The sequence below is a fragment of the Brachybacterium sp. P6-10-X1 genome, assembly GCF_001969445.1.
In the GTDB taxonomy this organism is placed as follows: domain Bacteria; phylum Actinomycetota; class Actinomycetes; order Actinomycetales; family Dermabacteraceae; genus Brachybacterium.
In genome coordinates this window covers 4,270,356-4,286,530 of record NZ_CP017297.1, presented here as the reverse complement: position 1 = coordinate 4,286,530, position 16,175 = coordinate 4,270,356, and the positions used below count along the sequence as shown (strand labels likewise).

The 16,175-nt window shown below is 72.4% G+C and carries 15 protein-coding genes; 3 read left to right on the top strand and 12 right to left on the bottom strand.

The window, feature by feature from the left end; genetic code table 11:
- Nucleotides 1-50: 50 nt before the first annotated feature.
- The 4 genes from infB to rimP all read right to left on the bottom strand — a co-directional run bounded on the left by infB (nucleotide 51) and on the right by rimP (nucleotide 5,134).
- The gene (infB, locus tag BH708_RS19075) at nucleotides 51-2,969 is read right to left on the bottom strand and encodes a translation initiation factor IF-2 (protein ID WP_076810519.1); all 2,919 of its coding nucleotides are present in this window, start codon (nucleotides 2,967-2,969) and stop codon (nucleotides 51-53) included.
- A gap of 96 nt (nucleotides 2,970-3,065) precedes the next feature.
- Nucleotides 3,066-3,371 (bottom strand): YlxR family protein, encoded by a 306-nt coding sequence (locus tag BH708_RS19070; protein WP_076810518.1) that lies wholly within the window; start codon nucleotides 3,369-3,371, stop codon nucleotides 3,066-3,068.
- A gap of 145 nt (nucleotides 3,372-3,516) precedes the next feature.
- Nucleotides 3,517-4,524: a transcription termination factor NusA gene (gene nusA / locus BH708_RS19065; protein ID WP_076810517.1), complete on the bottom strand. Its 1,008-nt coding sequence runs from the start codon at nucleotides 4,522-4,524 to the stop codon at nucleotides 3,517-3,519.
- Between the two features lies 1 nt (nucleotide 4,525).
- Entirely contained in the window at nucleotides 4,526-5,134 is a 609-nt protein-coding gene (gene rimP / locus BH708_RS19060) for a ribosome maturation factor RimP (RefSeq protein ID WP_076810516.1), read from the bottom strand.
- Nucleotides 5,135-5,263: 129 nt separating this feature from the next.
- Between rimP and BH708_RS19055 the strand changes: the two genes are divergently transcribed.
- Nucleotides 5,264-6,355, top strand: a complete 1,092-nt coding sequence (locus BH708_RS19055) for a DUF4439 domain-containing protein (protein WP_076810515.1) — start codon at nucleotides 5,264-5,266, stop codon at nucleotides 6,353-6,355.
- Nucleotide 6,356: 1 nt separating this feature from the next.
- On the opposite strand, the gene BH708_RS19050 is transcribed toward BH708_RS19055, so the two are convergent.
- Nucleotides 6,357-8,129, bottom strand: a complete 1,773-nt coding sequence (locus BH708_RS19050; protein WP_076810514.1) for a proline--tRNA ligase — start codon at nucleotides 8,127-8,129, stop codon at nucleotides 6,357-6,359.
- A 108-nt stretch (nucleotides 8,130-8,237) separates the two neighbouring features.
- Between BH708_RS19050 and BH708_RS19045 the strand changes: the two genes are divergently transcribed.
- Together BH708_RS19045 and BH708_RS19040 are read left to right on the top strand one after the other, a co-directional pair.
- Nucleotides 8,238-8,552: a 4a-hydroxytetrahydrobiopterin dehydratase gene (locus BH708_RS19045; RefSeq protein WP_076811638.1), complete on the top strand. Its 315-nt coding sequence runs from the start codon at nucleotides 8,238-8,240 to the stop codon at nucleotides 8,550-8,552.
- 51 nt (nucleotides 8,553-8,603) lie between these two features.
- Entirely contained in the window at nucleotides 8,604-10,022 is a 1,419-nt protein-coding gene (locus BH708_RS19040; RefSeq protein WP_253705411.1) for a hypothetical protein, read from the top strand.
- 194 nt (nucleotides 10,023-10,216) lie between these two features.
- On the opposite strand, the gene BH708_RS19035 is transcribed toward BH708_RS19040, so the two are convergent.
- From BH708_RS19035 to frr, 7 genes are all read right to left on the bottom strand, one after another.
- Nucleotides 10,217-11,059 (bottom strand): DUF4081 domain-containing GNAT family N-acetyltransferase, encoded by an 843-nt coding sequence (locus BH708_RS19035; protein ID WP_076810513.1) that lies wholly within the window; start codon nucleotides 11,057-11,059, stop codon nucleotides 10,217-10,219.
- Between the two features lie 6 nt (nucleotides 11,060-11,065).
- A complete protein-coding gene (locus BH708_RS20530; RefSeq protein ID WP_256386303.1) occupies nucleotides 11,066-11,191 on the bottom strand; it encodes a hypothetical protein in 126 nt (41 codons plus the stop codon).
- 50 nt (nucleotides 11,192-11,241) lie between these two features.
- Nucleotides 11,242-12,591, bottom strand: coding sequence for an RIP metalloprotease (locus tag BH708_RS19030; protein ID WP_076810512.1), 1,350 nt, complete (start codon nucleotides 12,589-12,591; stop codon nucleotides 11,242-11,244).
- Between the two features lie 37 nt (nucleotides 12,592-12,628).
- Nucleotides 12,629-13,177, bottom strand: coding sequence for a DivIVA domain-containing protein (locus BH708_RS19025; RefSeq protein ID WP_076810511.1), 549 nt, complete (start codon nucleotides 13,175-13,177; stop codon nucleotides 12,629-12,631).
- A 94-nt stretch (nucleotides 13,178-13,271) separates the two neighbouring features.
- Nucleotides 13,272-14,594 (bottom strand): 23S rRNA (adenine(2503)-C(2))-methyltransferase RlmN, encoded by a 1,323-nt coding sequence (gene rlmN, locus BH708_RS19020; protein WP_253705410.1) that lies wholly within the window; start codon nucleotides 14,592-14,594, stop codon nucleotides 13,272-13,274.
- Nucleotides 14,591-15,490, bottom strand: a complete 900-nt coding sequence (locus tag BH708_RS19015; protein WP_076810510.1) for a phosphatidate cytidylyltransferase — start codon at nucleotides 15,488-15,490, stop codon at nucleotides 14,591-14,593. The genes rlmN and BH708_RS19015 overlap by 4 nt, the downstream gene beginning before the upstream one ends.
- A 28-nt stretch (nucleotides 15,491-15,518) precedes the next feature.
- Nucleotides 15,519-16,085 (bottom strand): ribosome recycling factor, encoded by a 567-nt coding sequence (frr, locus tag BH708_RS19010; protein WP_083713814.1) that lies wholly within the window; start codon nucleotides 16,083-16,085, stop codon nucleotides 15,519-15,521.
- Nucleotides 16,086-16,175 lie beyond the last annotated feature (90 nt).

Sequence of the window (16,175 nt, the reverse complement as noted above, 5' to 3'; positions counted from 1 at the left end):
CTCCCCCGCGACGACGCTCGGGCGAGCGGGGTCGCCCGGGCGTCGTCGGATCAGCTGCGGGGCTTCTCCTGCATCTCGTACGTCGTGATGGTGTCACCGGTCTGCAGGTCATTGAAGGACCCCAGGTTGATGCCGCACTCGAAGCCCTCCCGGACCTCGGTCACATCGTCCTTGTAACGACGCAGCCCGGCGATCTCGAGGCTCTCCGTGATCACCACGCCGTCTCGCGTGATGCGAGCCTTGGCGCCGCGCTTGATGAGGCCGCTGCGCACGATCGAACCGGCGATGTTGCCGAACTTGGAGGAGCGGAAGATCTCGCGGATCTCCGCCGAGCCCAGCTCGACCTCCTCGTACTCCGGCTTGAGCATGCCCTTGAGCGCCTGCTCGATCTCGTCGATCGCGTTGTAGATCACGCTGTAGTACTTGATCTCCACGCCCTCGCGGTCGGCGTACTGCGCGTTCGGACCCTCGGCCCGCACGTTGTAGCCGACGATGATCGCGTCCGAGGCGACGGCGAGGTTGATGTTGTTCATCGTGATGGCGCCGACGCCGCGGTCGATGATGCGCAGGTCCACGCCCTCGCCGACATCGATGCCCAGCAGCGACTCCTCCAGGGCCTCCACCGCACCGGCGGCGTCACCCTTGAGGATGAGGTTGAGGGTCTCGACCTTGCCCTCGGCCATCGACTTGGTGATGTCCTCGAGGCTGATGCGCTTGCGGGCCTTGGACAGCGACGCGGCACGCTTGGCGGCCTCGCGCTTCTCGGCGATCTGTCGGGCGGTGCGCTCGTCCTGGGCGACCAGGAACGAGTCGCCGGCACCGGGGACCGAGGTCAGGCCGAGCACCTGGACCGGACGGGACGGGCCCGCCTCGCGGACGGTGTCGCCGTTCTCGTCGAGCATCGCACGGACACGGCCGTGGCCGACGCCGCACACGATGGCATCGCCGACGTGCAACGTGCCCTGCTGGACCAGCACCGTGGCGACCGGGCCGCGGCCGCGGTCCAGGTTCGCCTCGATGGCCACACCGCGGGCGTCCTTGTCGGCGTTCGCGGAGAGCTCGAGGGCGGCGTCCGCGGTCAGCAGGACCGCCTCGAGCAGCGCCTCGATGTTCTGGTTCTCCCGGGCGGAGACGTCGACGAACATCGTCTCGCCGCCGTACTCCTCGGCGATCAGGTTGTACTCGGTCAGCTGCTGACGGATCTTCTGCGGATTCGCCTCGGGCTTGTCGATCTTGTTCACCGCGACCACGATCGGCACGTTCGCCGCCTGGGCGTGGTTGAGCGCCTCGATGGTCTGCGGCATGACGCCGTCATCGGCCGCGACCACGAGGATCGCGATGTCGGTGACGTCCGCGCCACGGGCACGCATGGCGGTGAACGCCTCGTGGCCCGGGGTATCGATGAACGTCAGGGAACGCTCCTGATCCTCGTGCTCCACCGGCACCTGGTAGGCACCGATGTGCTGGGTGATCCCTCCGGCCTCGCCGGCACCGACCGTCTCCTTCCGGATCGTGTCCAGCAGGCGGGTCTTGCCGTGGTCGACGTGGCCCATGACGGTCACGACCGGCGGGCGCGGGACACGGTCCTCCTCGCTCTCCTCGGCGAGCTCGGCATCCAGATCGATGTCGAACTGCTCCAGCAGCTCGCGCTCCTCGTCCTCCGGGGAGACGATCTCGATCTTGTAGCCCAGCTCGGCGCCGAGCAGATCGAAGGTCTCCTCGTCCAGCGACTGGGTGGCCGTGGCCATCTCACCCATCGCGAACAGCACCGTGATCAGCGAGGCGGGATTGACGTCGATGCGGTCGGCGAAGTCGGTCAGCGAGGCACCGCGGCGCAGACGGATCGGGGTCTCGCCGTCACCGCGCGGGATCGCGACGCCACCGGGCGCGGGTGCCTGGTGCTGCTGCTCGAACTCCTGGCGCTTGGCGCGCTTCGACTTGCGCGAGCGGGCGGGCTTGCCGCCACGGCCGAAAGCACCCTGGGTGCTGCCGCGGCCGCCGCGACCGCGGGGGCCGCCGGCGGGACGACCGGGGCCGCCCGTCCCACCACCGCCGCCGGGACCGGGACGTCCGCCGCGGCCGCGGCCGCCGCCGGAGCCGCCGCCCGGGCGGGCATCGGCGAGGCCGCCATGCGAGTGCTGCCGCATGATGCCGGGGGTCGGCATCCCGGGGCGGGGACCGCCGGACCCGGAGCCGGCGCCCTCGCGGGGCGGACGGCCGGAGCCGGACTGCTCGCCGCCCTGGCCCGGCTTGCGAGCACCGGGACGGGGCATGCCCTGCGAGGTGGCGAAGGGATTGTTGCCCGGACGGGGACCACCCGGACGCGGACCGCCCTCACGCGGAGGGCGACCGCCGCCGCCCTGGTCCTGCTTGCGGGAGCCGGGGCGAGGCATGCCCTGCGAGCTGGCGAACGGATTGTTGCCCGGGCGTGCGCCACCGGGCTTCGGGGCGCCCGGGCGCTCGCCACCGGGCTTCGGGGCGGTCGGACGCGCGCCACCGGGCTTCGGGGCACCGGGACGGGACTCCTCCGCCGCCGGGGCCGGATCGGCCGGGGCCTGCTCAGGCGCGGGATCGGCCGGCTTCTCCGACGGCTCCGGCCGCTCAGCGGCCGGCTTCCCGCCCGCCGGTGCGGGAGCGGCGGGCTTCTCCTCGGCCGACGCGGCGGCCGGCGCGGGCTTCGCTCCCGGCTTGGGCGCGCTGCCGGGCTTGGGGGCACCACCGGGCTTGCGCGCCGGGGACGCCTCACCGGAGCCGGTCGTGCCGGAGGCGCTCTTGCCGGAGCTGCTCCTGGAGGAGGCGTCGTCCCGGCTCTTGGCGGGGAGCTCCTCTCGCAGACGGCGGGCGACGGGCGCCTCGATGGTCGATGAGGCGGAGCGCACGAATTCGCCCATGTCCTGCAGCTTCTGCAGAACGGCCTTGCTGGGGTGTCCGAGCTCCTTGGCGAGCTCGTGGACGCGGACCTTAGCCACTTTTCTCCTGTCTCGGTCCGGCCGACAAGAGGGCGCGGACCATTAATTCCTGAGGGTGCTCATGGGTGAGTACTCATCGGATGTCCATGGGTTCTTCTACCTGTTCCACGTTCGGGTGAAATCGGGGTTCTCGAGGTCCCGGGCCAGGAGCCCGGTGTCGACCGCGCCGCGGAAGGACCGGGCGAAGCCGCCTCGCCGCAGGGCGAGGTCGAGACATGACGCGTCGGGATGGAGCCACGCGCCGCGGCCGCTGGCCGATCCGGTGGGATCGGGACGGACTCGCGGGGCGGCGCCGTCGGGAGCGGGCTCCCGGACCAGACGCACCAGCTGATCGCGCGCAACCACCTGACGGCAGCCGACGCACGTGCGTTCGGGACGGGAGGCCGAACGGTGGATGACCACGCCTCCACCTCCGTTCCGAGCACTCTCGTCGGGGCGGACACGGGACCGCGGACGGCCGGCGGAGCGCCTCGACGAACAGCCTCCCCAGTGTAGCGGACCGCCGCGACGCCCGCTCCTGCGGGAGGCGTGAGCCACACCTCAGGCGCTATTGGGCGCCTTGGCCGCCGTCGACCACCGTGCCGGCGTCCGGATCTCCCTCGGGCCTGATGTCGATCTTCCATCCGGTGAGCTTCGCGGCGAGTCGGGCGTTCTGCCCGTCCTTGCCGATCGCGAGCGAGAACTGCGCCTCGGGGACGATCGCACGGACCGCCCTGCCCACCTCGTCGATCACCGTCACGCTGGAGACCTTCGAGGGCGAGAGGGCGTTGGCGACGAAGGTCGCGGGATCCTCGTCGTGGTCGACGATGTCGATCTTCTCCCCCGCCAGCTCGTTCATCACGGCACGGACGCGCGCACCCATCGGGCCGATGCACGATCCCTTGGCGTTGACCCCGGGCACGGTCGCGTGCACCGCCATCTTGGTCCGGTGCCCGGCCTCGCGGGCCAGCCCCGTGATCTCGACGGTGCCGTCGGCGACCTCCGGCACCTCGAGGGCGAACAGGCGACGCACCAGGTTCGGATGCGAGCGCGAGAGCGTGATCTGCGGACCCTTGGGGCCGCGGCGCGCCTCGGTGACGTAGGCGCGCAGCCGGCGTCCGTGCGAGTAGTCCTCCCCCGGCACCCGTTCGTGCGGCGGCAGGACGGCCTCGACCTCCCCGAGGTCCACCAGCACCATGCGCGGGTCACGGCCCTGCTGGATGATCCCCGAGACGATGTCGTCGGCCCGGTCGGCGTACTCGCCCAGCACCGCGTCGTCCTCCAGGTCGCGGATGCGCTGGAAGATCACCTGACGCGCCGTGGAGGCCGCCACCCGCCCGAAGTTCTCGGGGGTGTCGTCCCATTGCTCGAGGACGGTGCCGTCCCCGTCGCGCTCCCGGGCGAGGACGGCGACCTCGCCCGTGGATTCGTCGATGATCACCTCGGAGTCCCGCACAGGGTGGTCGGTGTGCAGGTAGGCGGCGTGCAGAGCCGAGCGGATCGCGTCCAGCAGGACGGGCAGGCGGATGTCCCGCTCGCGTTCGAGGGCCCGCAGGGCACCCATGTCGATGTCCATCTCAGCTCTCCTTCGTGGTGGCGGTGTGGTCCGATGCGGTGTTCTCGGCGTCAGCGGTCAGCTGCGCGAGATCGGCGGGCGGGTCGAACTCGATCTCCACGCGGGCGGAGACGATATCGGCCCGCGGGATCTCGAGCCTCTCGGGGGTGCCCGCGGGGCGGCGGCGGGGACGCCCGCGGTCGTCGCGGCCGGGTTCCTGGCGCAGCAAAAGGACGTCCCCGGCGGTGAGAGCGAGCAGACGAGCCCGGTACCGGGTGCCGTCGGCGACGGTCAGCGTCAGCAGGCGCCCGCGGGCGCGGCGGACGTGGCGAGCGGCGGTGAGCTCACGCTCCACTCCGGGGGTGGTGATCTCGAGGACGGCCGGATCCGGTCCGAGCAGGGTGTCGTCGGCGTCGATCCGTGCGCTGAGCTCCCGCGAGGCCGCGGTGACGGTGTCGAGATCGACGCTGCCCAGGCTGTCCTCGGGCAGATCCACGACCAGTCGCACCTCGGGGCGCGTCCGGGGGCCCGCCACCACGATCTCCTCGAGCACGAGGCCATGGGGCGCCAGGACCTCGGTCGCCGCGTCCCGCAGGGCGGTGTGTGCCGGATGATCGCCAGGATCGCTCATCGCTCGCTCACCTCCTCCTGCCTATGAATGCTTGTGCCCACCGGGGGCGATGCCCCGCGGTGCACCCCCAGGATAGTGGCCCCGGGCCGCCGGTGCCTCCTCAGGGGGTCCCGATGCGAGAATCCTCCTGTGCACCGTCCCGTTCGCCCGTCCTTCCCGGCCCGCCCGGTCAGCCGGCGCCGCCTGCTGAGCGTGGGCACGATCGGCGTGCTCGCCCTGCCCGCCGCGCTGTCCGGCTGCGGCCCGATCCGCCTCGGCGGGCCCGAGCAGTACACGCCTCCACCCCCGGGGATCGACGACCTCTACCGCTCCGACCTGCTGACTCTGATCGAGCGGGCCGAGGCCGGACGGAACCTGCTGGCCCAGCGGGCCGATGCCGGGAGCGGAGCATCCTCCGCCCTCGACGCGGCGCTCGGGGATCTCGGCTCCGCTCTTCCCGTCCAGCGCACCGCGCTGCTGACCGGGGCGCAGTACGAGCGGGAGCAGGACGCGGCATCGGATCCCGCCGTGGCATCCACTCCCCCGCCCCCGGAGGCGCCCGAGGACGCGGCGGCACTGGTCGCCGTGCTCGTCGACCTGCGACGGACCGCGGCCGACGCCGCCCGTCAGGTCTCCGGCTCCCTCGCTCGGCCGGTGGTCGCGATCGCGGCACGGACCGCCTGGAGCGTGCACGTCCTGCAGCAGGCGGCGGAGGCGGGCGAGGTGCCCGCCCTGCGCACGAGCGAGGAGATCCGGCCGCGCCGCGAGGTCCCCGAGACGGATCCGCCGTCGATCGGGGCGGAGGTCGACTACCACTCCACGCTCGAGCAGGCCCAGCAGGAGGAGTGGTACACGGGATACGTCCACGAGGTGCTCGCGGCACGCACCAGCGGTGATGTGCGCGAGGGCCACCTCGTCCTCCGCGACCGCCACCGGCAGCGGGCCGAGACCCTCACGGCGGTCGCCGAGGAGGACGGCGGGCCGGTGGTGCCTCGGCAGGCGGTGTACGCCCTGCCGGACGGCGCGCTCGAGGAGGGGTCTGCCGCGCGCCTGCCCGCACAGCTCGCCCGCGCTCTCATGGTCGACCACGTCGCCCTGGTCGGGGCGGCGCCGTTCGCCCGTCGTCCCCTGTCCATCGTCGCCGCGATGCAGGAGGCGGAGACGCTGGTGGGCCGCGCCGGGCAGATGCGGCCGCTGCCGAGCCTGGAGGCCGAGGACCCGCCGCCGGGCGACGCGACCTGACTCAGCCGGCGCGGACCGCCGCGAGCACGGCCTCGATCGCCTCCTGATGCGGCACCTCGTCGATCGCCCCGCTCGCGCGGTCGCGGACCTCGACGATGCCGGTCGCCAGCCCCTTGCCGACCACCACGGAGGTGGGCACGCCGAGCAGCTCGGCATCCTTGAACTTCACCCCCGGGGAGACCTTCGGGCGGTCGTCGAAGAGCACCTCGAGGCCCCGGGCCTCGAGCTCGGACGCGATCCGCTCGGCCTCGTCATGCACCTCCTGGTCCTTGCCGGTGGCCATGATGTGGACGTCGGCCGGAGCGATCTGGCGGGGCCACACGAGGCCCTTGTCGTCATGGTTCAGCTCGGCGATCGCGGCCACCGCGCGGGTGACCCCGATCCCGTAGGACCCCATGGTCACCACGACGGACTTGCCGTTCACGTCGAGCACCCGCAGGTCCAGGGCCTCGGCGTACGTGCGGCCGAGCTGGAAGATGTGCCCCATCTCCATGCCGCGGGTCAGGTGCAGGGGGCCGGAGCCGTCCGGCGCCGGATCTCCCTCGCGCACCTCAGCGGCCTCGATGTACCCGTCCGGGACGAAGTCGCGCCCGGGCACCACGTCGAGCGTGTGCACGTCCGGGGCCAGGCCGCCGACCACCCAGCGGGTCCCGTCGGCGGCGCGCGGATCGATCAGCACCTTCACGCCCGAGTCGGAGTCCTCCCCCAGCCCGACCGGGCCGATGAATCCCTTGGTGAGCACGGGGTGCGCCGCGAAGTCCTCCTCGGTGAAGGGCACGGCGGTGGCGGGGGCGAGGGCGGCCTCGAGCCGCTTGGGGTCGGCGTCGCGATCGCCCGGGATCATCACCAGCAGCGGCTGGGTGGAGCCGTCGGGGTGGTGGAGCTGGTACACGAGCGCCTTGAGGGTGTCGGTGCGGTCCCAGTCCCGGCCGTCCTGACGCGGCTCGTGGCCGTTGAGGTGGTCCACGAGACTCGCGATGGTGCCCGTGCCGGGCGTGGTCACGTCCCGGGAGGGCGGCAGCGCGGCCATCGCCGCGGCGTCCAGCGGCGCGGGGCCGACGGTGGTGACGGCCTCGACGTTCGCGGCGAAGCCGCCGTCGGAGACCACGAAGGTGTCCTCGCCGACCAGCGTGGGGTGGAGGAACTCCTCCGAGCGGGAACCGCCCATCGCGCCGGCGTCGGCCCGGCAGATCACGGTGGGCAGTCCGAGCCGGTCGAAGGTGCGCTGGTAGGCGCCGCGCTGCTTCTCGTAGGAGGCGTCCAGGCCGGCGTCGTCCACGTCGAAGGAGTAGGCGTCCTTCATGATGAACTCGCGCGTGCGCAGAAGTCCCGCCCGGGGACGCGCCTCGTCGCGATACTTGGTCTGGATCTGGTACAGCATCGTCGGCAGATCCTTGTAGGAGCTGAAGAGGTCCTTCACCGTCAGGGTGAACATCTCCTCGTGGGTGGGCGCGAGCAGGTAGTCGCCCTCCCGCCGGTCCTGCAGACGGAACAGGAGGGGCCCGTACTCCTCCCAGCGTCCCGTCGCCTCGTAGGGCTCCCGCGGCTGCAGCGCGGAGAAGACCAGTTCCTGACCACCGATGCGGTCCTGCTCCTCGCGCACGATCCGCTCGACCTTGCGCAGCACCTTCAGTCCCAGCGGCAGCCAGGTGTAGACCCCCGGCGCGCTGCGGCGGATGTACCCGGCGCGCACGAGCAGCCGATGGCTGGCGACCTCGGCGTCGGCCGGGTCCTCCCGCAGGGTGCGGACGAACGACGACGACATACGGATCATGGCAGGACGGCCTCTCATCGTGGGCAGGAGCTCCAGGGAGGATCCTATCGGCGAACCGAGCGGTGCGCGCCCTTCCGCCCACCGCGCGCCGGTGGCAGGGTGGCCGACATGAGCGAGAAGACCCCTGCCCTCACCCCCGCCGAGATCGACGCAGCCGATCTCGCCGACTTCGGCCGGCCCACCCCCGTGCTCACGGCCAGCTACCGCACGAAGGACTTCGCCGCCGCGCTGGCCCTCGTGACCGAGATCGGGGCGGCCGCGGAGGAGGCGAATCACCACCCTGACCTGACGCTCGGCTACGGCTCCGTCGGCGTCACCCTGACCAGCCACGACGTCGGCGGGATCACGCAGCGCGACCTCGCGATGGCGCGGCGGATCAGCGAGCTGGCCGCCGCGGCCGGGGCCGTCGCCGAGAGCGACTGACCGACCGTCGCGGACCCGAGCACGCCACCGGCCCCGCAGTACCCTGGAGGGATGCATCGGCCAGGCCACCGGCGGACGCCCCGCTCCTCCGTCCCGGACCCCTCGACGGGGACGGAGGAGGACGCTGCGGTTCCCGAGGCCCCGTCCCGCCGTCGCGTCCTGCGCGGTGCCGGGACGCTGGCCGTCCTCGGAGCGGCCGGGGCCGGGGCCTATACGCTCAGCCGTCGACTCTCGCCTCCGGTCGATCCGCGCACGGTCGTCCCGCTGTTCTCGACCACGGTGGCCTACGACGCCTCCGGGTCCCGGCAGCTGGTAGGGGCCGACGGGGCACCGGACCGGAGGGGTTCCCCGAAACCTGGGACCCGGGTGCTGGAGACGGTCCCGGAGCAGGCACCGGTCCGCGAGCGCGCCGCGGCGTTCCTGGCCGGCGCCGCCGCGTGGACGGACCGTCTCGCCTCCGGCTCCGGCTCTCCCGCCGCACCCCCCGCGCTGCGCGAGCTCGGGTCCTCGGCGCTGGCCGACCTGTGGGTGCTCACCGATGAGCTCCCCGCCCCGGTCGCGGGCTGGAGCCGCAACTGGCGCTTCATCTGGCCGCGGGACGCGGCCTTCGCCGCGGTGGCCCTCGCCCGTATCGGGCTTCTTGACCGAGCTCTGGACGTCCTGACCCATCTGCAGTCCCTGCAGGCCGCCGATGGCTGGTACGAGGCGCGGTACGTGCCAGGGACGGGCCGGGCGCCCGATGACCGCGCCCGCCAGTTCGACGGGACCGGTCTGGTGCTCTGGGCCGCCGCGGAGGTGGCCCGCACGGCACCCGAGGATTCCCGCGCCGAGCTCGTGGACCGTCTCACCGTGCTGATCAGCACGTCCCAGCGGGTGCTGCTGGCCTCGACCGGGGACGGCACGGTGATGCCGCCGGTCTCCCCCGACTACTGGGAGGTCCATGAGCGCTCCGTGACGCTCGGCATCATGGCCGCCACGCTCGCGGGCCTGCGAGCGGGGGCGGAGCTGACCGGCCAGGACCGCGCGCGACGCGCAGCGGTGGCATTCGAGTCCCTGCTGACGGAGACCTTCGGGGCGCACGGATACCAGCGCCACCGGCGCGGCGGGGGCGCGGACTCGGCCCTGGCGTTCCTGGACGCCACCGGCTGCCACGACATCGCGCCGACCGACCGGCTCCTCTCCCTGCGTCAGGAGCTGGCCCGCCCGGCCGGCGGGATCGCCCCCGGCGCGTCCTGGAAGGCCGACGGGATCAGCTGGACACCGTCGACGAGCCTGCTCGCCCTCGCGTTCGCCCGGTCCGGGCGGACGGCGGAGGCCGAGGAGATCCTGACCTGGCTCGCCGAGCACCGCACCGGAGCCGGCTCTCTGCCCGAGAAGGTGCTCTTCGACGGGCGGCCCGCCGCGGTCGCGCCGCTGGCGTGGACGGCGGCGAACGTGCTGCTGGCGCTGGATGCGCTCAGCGGGAAGTGAGCGGACACGGGCCCGAGCAGAACCGGTGCTGAGCCGGTGCTGAACCGGTGCTGATCGACGATCGGGGTCCGGGGCTGCGCCGTCACGGCCGGTGGGCCCACGAGCAGGAACACCCGGGCCCCGATCGTGCTATCAGGGGCGGGTCCCTGGTCCGGGGATGTGCTCATCGAGGCATCGTAGACGCCCGGCCCCGGTCAGAACAGGATCGTGGACAGCTCCCCGACCTGGTGGAATCCGGAGGCGGCGTAGGCCCGCCGGGCCGGCTCGTTGAAGTCGTTGACGTAGAGGGAGACCTGCGGCGCGTGATCGCGGCGCACCTGCCGCACCAGGTCCGCCATGGCGGTCCGGCCCAGGCCGTGGCCGCGGTGGTCAGGACGCACCCACACGCCGTGGATCTGGGCGACAGGGCCGAACAGGGAACCGACGTCGGCCTTGAAGAGCACTTGGCCGTCCTCGATGACGACATAGGTGCGGCCGAGGCGGATCAGCTCCTTGATCCGAGTTCGATAGGAGCGCCCGCCGTCGCCCAGCAGGGGATCGATCCCGACCTCCTCCCGGAACATCGCGACCGCGGCCGGGAAGACCGCGCCCTCCTCCCCGGGCAGCGCGGGGCGCAGCCGGGACGCCCCGAGGCTCCCGGCCTCGCCGGCCACCAGCAGCGGCTGGCTCCAGCGGTACTCGCGCACGGCCGGGCCCCAGACGTCGGCCAGCGGTTCCCACAGGGTCTCGACCGCGCGGCGTCGGCCCACCACCGAGCTGGCCCGGCGGGAGCGAGCGGCCACGTGGCGGCCGAATTCGTCCAGCGCCTCCTCGGTCGCCGAGAGCGGCGAGACGTTCACGCCGTGCCACAGCAGACCGCTGGGCTCCTTCTCGTCGCCGATGGAGGAGAACTCCTGGGAGACGGCGGGATGGTGCCCCACCTCCCGCAGCCGAGCGCCCGCGAGAGCATTGGCCACCGGGTCCTGCAGGGCGAGCGCGAGCGCGGCATCGAGACCGCTGGGGCGGACCGGCCGGACCCGGCCACCGCGCCGGAACATCGCCCCTCAGCCTGCCGAGACCGAGACGGCACCGTGAGAGACGACCACCTCGCCCTCCGGGTCGGCCGCGGGGCACGGGGCCGCCGGCAGCGCCGTCGGCGCGGCGGGGATGCCCGGGCTCACGGAAGTCACGTCCCCATTATGGCCGTCTCGTCCTGGCGATGTGCTCATGCCGGCGGAGGTCAGGGGAACAGCGTGATGGGTTCGACGATGTCGGCGTACAGCAGCAGCACCGTCATCAGCACGAAGACGATCGCGACCGCATTGGTCAGCGGCAGCAGGCGCGACATGTCCACCGGACCCGGATCCGCTCTCCCGCGCAGACGGGCCAGGAACCGTCGCACCCCCTCGACCAGCGCTCCGGCCACATGGCCGCCGTCCAGGGGCAGCAGCGGCACCAGGTTGAACACGAACAGCGCCATGTTCAGCGAGGCCAGCATCGAGATCATGGTGCCGACCTTCTCGCGCAGCTCGAATCCGGGCTGATCGGCGGCGGCGACCTCCCCGGCCAGGCGCGAGACGCCGACCACGCCGAGCGGACCGTTCGGGTCGCGCTCGGCGCTGCCGAACGCGGCCTGGCCGACCTCGTACAGCCGCACGGGCAGGGTGAGGACCAGCTCGCCGGTCCGCGAGAAGGTGGTCCAGGCCAGCTCCGGCACGACGGCCGGGGACCGGGGCACCAGGTCGGGCGTGCCCGAGACCCCGAGGAAGCCGACCTGCTCGGTGACCAGGTCGCCCTCGGCATCGCGGACGACGGCCCCGTCCTCGTCGAGCACCGGACGGGCGTCGACGATCGGGGTCGCCTGAAGCCGCAGCGTCTCGCCGTCGCGCTCGACGACGACGGGAACGGTGCGGTCGCCGCTGGCACGGATCGCGGTGGTCACATCGGACCAGGTGCTGATCTCGTGGCCGTCGATGGACCGCAGGGTGTCCCCCGGCCGGATCCCGGCGGCGAGCGCGGGGGGGGGCCGCTCCCCCTCGCAGCTCGCGTCGGCGGGAGCCCCGGCCGGCAGCACGCACTCGGAGACCGCCTGCACCGTCGGGGTCACCGCCGGCATCCCGATGCCGCTGACCATCACCGTCATCAGCACCAGGGAGATCAGCAGGTTCATCGTCGGGCCGCCGAGCATCACGACGAGCTTCTTGGGCACCGACAGCGCCACGAAGGTGCGATGCGCGTCCTCGGCACCGTACTGCGAGGACTCGTAGGCCTTGGCGTCCTCGGACATCTCGGTCATCTGCTGGAGCAGACCGGTGGAATCCTCACGGATGGTGCCCTCGGGCTCGCCCCGGTGCGGCGGGAACATGCCGATCATGCGGATGTAGCCGCCGAGGGGGAAGGCCTTGACGCCGTACTCGGTCTCCCCCCGCGTGCGGGACCAGACCGTCGGTCCGAAGCCGATCATGTACTGGGTGACCCGGACGCCGAAGAGCTTCGCCGGGACCAGGTGCCCGATCTCGTGCAGGGCGATCGAGACCGCCAGGCCCGCGGCCACGACCAGGACGCCGAGGACGAACAGGGCCGCGCTCATCGCGCCGACCCGTCGCCGACGACGGCGTCGGCGTCGATCACGGCACGGAGGCCATCACGTCCGCGACGTGGTCCAGGTAGACGTCGACCACGGCCTCGCGGTAGCCCTCGGCCCCGCGACGGCGCCGGAAGGCGGAGCGCCGCACATCGTCGACGCTCATCGGCAGCCCGTCCGTGAAGTAGGCGACCAGCTGATCGCACAGCGCGTCGACGTCGGCCTTGTCGTAGGACGGCTCTCCCTGCGAGGCCGGGGCGAATCGGTCCCCGGCGGGACGCTCGAGGCGCTCCTTGAGGCTCTCGGCGCGCTCGGTGAGCTGGGCGACCCAGACATCCTCGCCCGTCGACGCGATGGCGTCGTCCCGGGCCTGCAGGGCGAAGGCGTCGGAGAGGCGGTCCAGCGCCTCGTCGACCACCCGCATGTCATAGCCCCCGCGCTCGGTCCCGAAGCTGGCCGACGTGATGTCCGCCCCGGAGAATTCGGGGTCGCGCCCCTCATAGGAGGTGCGGGCGCGCGCGAGGAAGTCGTCGACCTCGCGCATGTCGTATCCGACGCTGAAGCGAGAGACGCGCTCGAACGATGTGCTCACCAGTGGATCCTTCCTCGGTGCTGTCGGGGTCCCACTGTAGCGGGGTGGGAGGCGGGGTTCGGGGAGGCGGGGGTCGGGGAGGCGGACGGCACCATCAGTCGACCGCTCCGGCGACGGCCTCGACGCGCGCGATCCGCGCCTCGCGGTCCTCGCGGTGCTCATCGGTCTCGATGACCTCGGCCGCGAGCTGGCCGCAGGCGCCGTCGATGTCGGAGCCGCGGGTGTCGCGGATGGTCGCGGAGATGCCGGCATCGCGCAGCGTCCGGACGAACTGCTTCTCGACGAAGGGGTCCGACGCGGTCCACTTCGAGCCCTTGACCGGGTTCAGCGGGATCGGGTTGACGTGGATCCAGTGGGCCCCACCCTTGGCGATCAGACGGTCGGCGAGCAGCTGGGCCCGATGCGCCTGGTCGTTGATGTCGCGGATCAGGGCGTACTCGATGCTCACGCGGCGGCCGGTCGCCTCGAAGTACTCCCAAGCCGCGTCGAGGATCTCGTCGATGTCGAAGCGGGTGTTGATCGGCACCAGCTCGTTGCGCAGCGCGTCGTCGGGGGCGTGCAGGGAGACCGCGAGGGTGACCGGGATCCTCTCGGCGGTCAGCTTGCGCACGGCGGCGGCCAGCCCCACCGTCGAGACGGTGATGTGGCGGGCGCCCATGCCGAAGCCCTCGGGCGCGGGGGCGTTCAGCCGCTTGCACACGGTGGCCACGGGCCGGTAGTTCGCCAGCGGCTCGCCCATCCCCATGAACACGACGTTGGAGACGCGACCGGGGCCACCGGGCAGCTCGCCGTCGGCCAGCAGCTTATTGGCGATGCGGACCTGCTCGAGGATCTCGGCGGCCGAGAGGTTGCGGGTCAGGCCCATCTGCCCGGTGGCGCAGAAGGGACAGTTCATGCCGCAGCCGGCTTCGGAGGAGATGCACAGGGTGACGCGGTCGCTGTAGCGCATCAGCACCGACTCGACCATCGGGCCGTCGAACAGCTTCCACAGGAACTTCTGGGTCGCGCCGTGGTCCGCGGACTGCCGGGAGACGATGCTCAGCAGCGGCGGGAAGAAGCGGTCCGTGAGCTCCTGCCGACGGTCCTTCGGCAGGTCGGTGAGATCCTCGGGGTCCGTGGTGAAGTGCTCGAAGTAGTGCACGGACAGCTGCTTGGCGCGGTACCCCGGCAGACCCATCTCCTCGACCGCGGCGATCCGCTCGTCCAGGGTGAGGTCCGCCAGATGCGCCGGCGGCTTGCCGCGCCGGGCCGGGCGCAGCTGCAGCTGGCCGGGGGCGAGGGCGACCTTCTCGCCGGGTACGGCCTCCCGGGAGAGATCGGGCAGCTCCGCCCGGGTGGCGGGAGCGGTCCTCTCCGCGCGGCCGGCGGGGCCGGAGGACGAGGAGCGGCCGGCGGGGCGGTCGGCAGGGTGGTTCATGGCAGCAGGACCTCCAGCATGATGTAGGTGGTGGGCGCGGCGATCAGGATCGAGTCCACTCGGTCGAGCACTCCGCCGTGGCCCGGGAGCAGATGACCCATGTCCTTGATCCCGAGGTCCCGCTTCAGGAGCGATTCGGACAGGTCGCCGCAGGTGGAGACGATCACGAGGACCACGCCGAGGAGCACGCCGATCCACCAGGGCAGGTCGAGGGCGAGCACGCCCACGGTGGTGACGGCGGCGACGCCCATGATCAGGGAACCGGCGAACCCTTCCCAGCTCTTCTTGGGGCTGATCCCCGGTGCCATCGGGTGGGAGCCGAACAGCACCCCGGCCACGTAGCCGCCGATGTCATTGCCGACGGAGCCGAGCACCGCCAGCAGCACCAGCATCGGCCCCTGCTCGAGCCCGAACAGCAGCAGGGTGAAGCATCCCAGGAACGCCACCCAGGCCAGGCAGAACACGCCCCCGGCGACGTCCCGCAGAGCAGTCAGCCCCATGGATTCGGAGACCCGCCACAGGATCAGCACGCAGACGGCGACGGCGGTGGCCACCAGCAGGCCCTCCGTGTCGAAGACGACCGTCGAGACGGCCATGCCGATCACGCCGACCAGGAGCGGGACGGGCGGCACCTCCAGGCCGCCCTGGGCCAGCGCCCGGGTGAGCTCGAGCACCGCCAGCACCATCACGACGGCCACCAGCACGGGGAACGCCTGCGGGAGCAGGAACAGCGTGCACAGCACCACGCCGCCCAGGCCCGCTCCCACGGCGATGGCCGCCGGGAGGTTGCGGCCCGGGCCCCGTCGCTTGGCGTGCGCCGGCGCACCCGCGTCGACGACCGCCTCGACGGGGGTCGAGGCGGTCGTCGACGGCGGGGAGTCCGGGGCGATACTCACGGGGCGCGGTCAGGAGTCGGCCGAGAGGTCAGAACGTCTCGAGCTCGGTCTCCTTGAGGGCCAGGGCCTCATCGATCTGCTCGTTGGCCGTCCTGGTCAGCGACTCCAGCTCCTTCTCCGCGCGGGAGCCCTCGTCCTCGCCGATCTCGCCGTCCTTGACCAGCTTCTCGAGCGCCTTCTTCGCGTTGCCGCGGGAGCCACGCACCGCGACGTGGCCTTCTTCGGCCTTGCTCTTGGCGAGCTTGACGTAGTCCCGGCGACGCTCCTCCGTCAGCGCGGGCAGGACCACGCGGAGGGTGTCGCCGTTGTTGGTCGGGTTCACGCCCAGGTCGGAGTCCCGGAGCGCGGACTCCACCTGCGCCATGGCGGACTTGTCGTACGGGGTGACGATGACCGTGCGCGCCTCGGGGAACTGGAGCGAGGCGAGCTGGTTCAGCGGCGTCGGCGCACCGTAGTACTCGACCGTGATGCCCTGGAACATCGCGGCGGAGGCCCGTCCCGTGCGGATGGCGGTGAACTCCTCCTTGGTGACCTCGACGGACTTGGACATCTTGGCCTTGGCGTCCTTCAGGATGCTGGCGGGGTCGTCGCTCACGACTGCTCCTCGATTCTCGGGGTGTGGTGGGTCCATTGTCCCGCACCGTCAAGCCGGTGCGGGCGGGCGCGGGGCAGGTCCGGGGCCGAC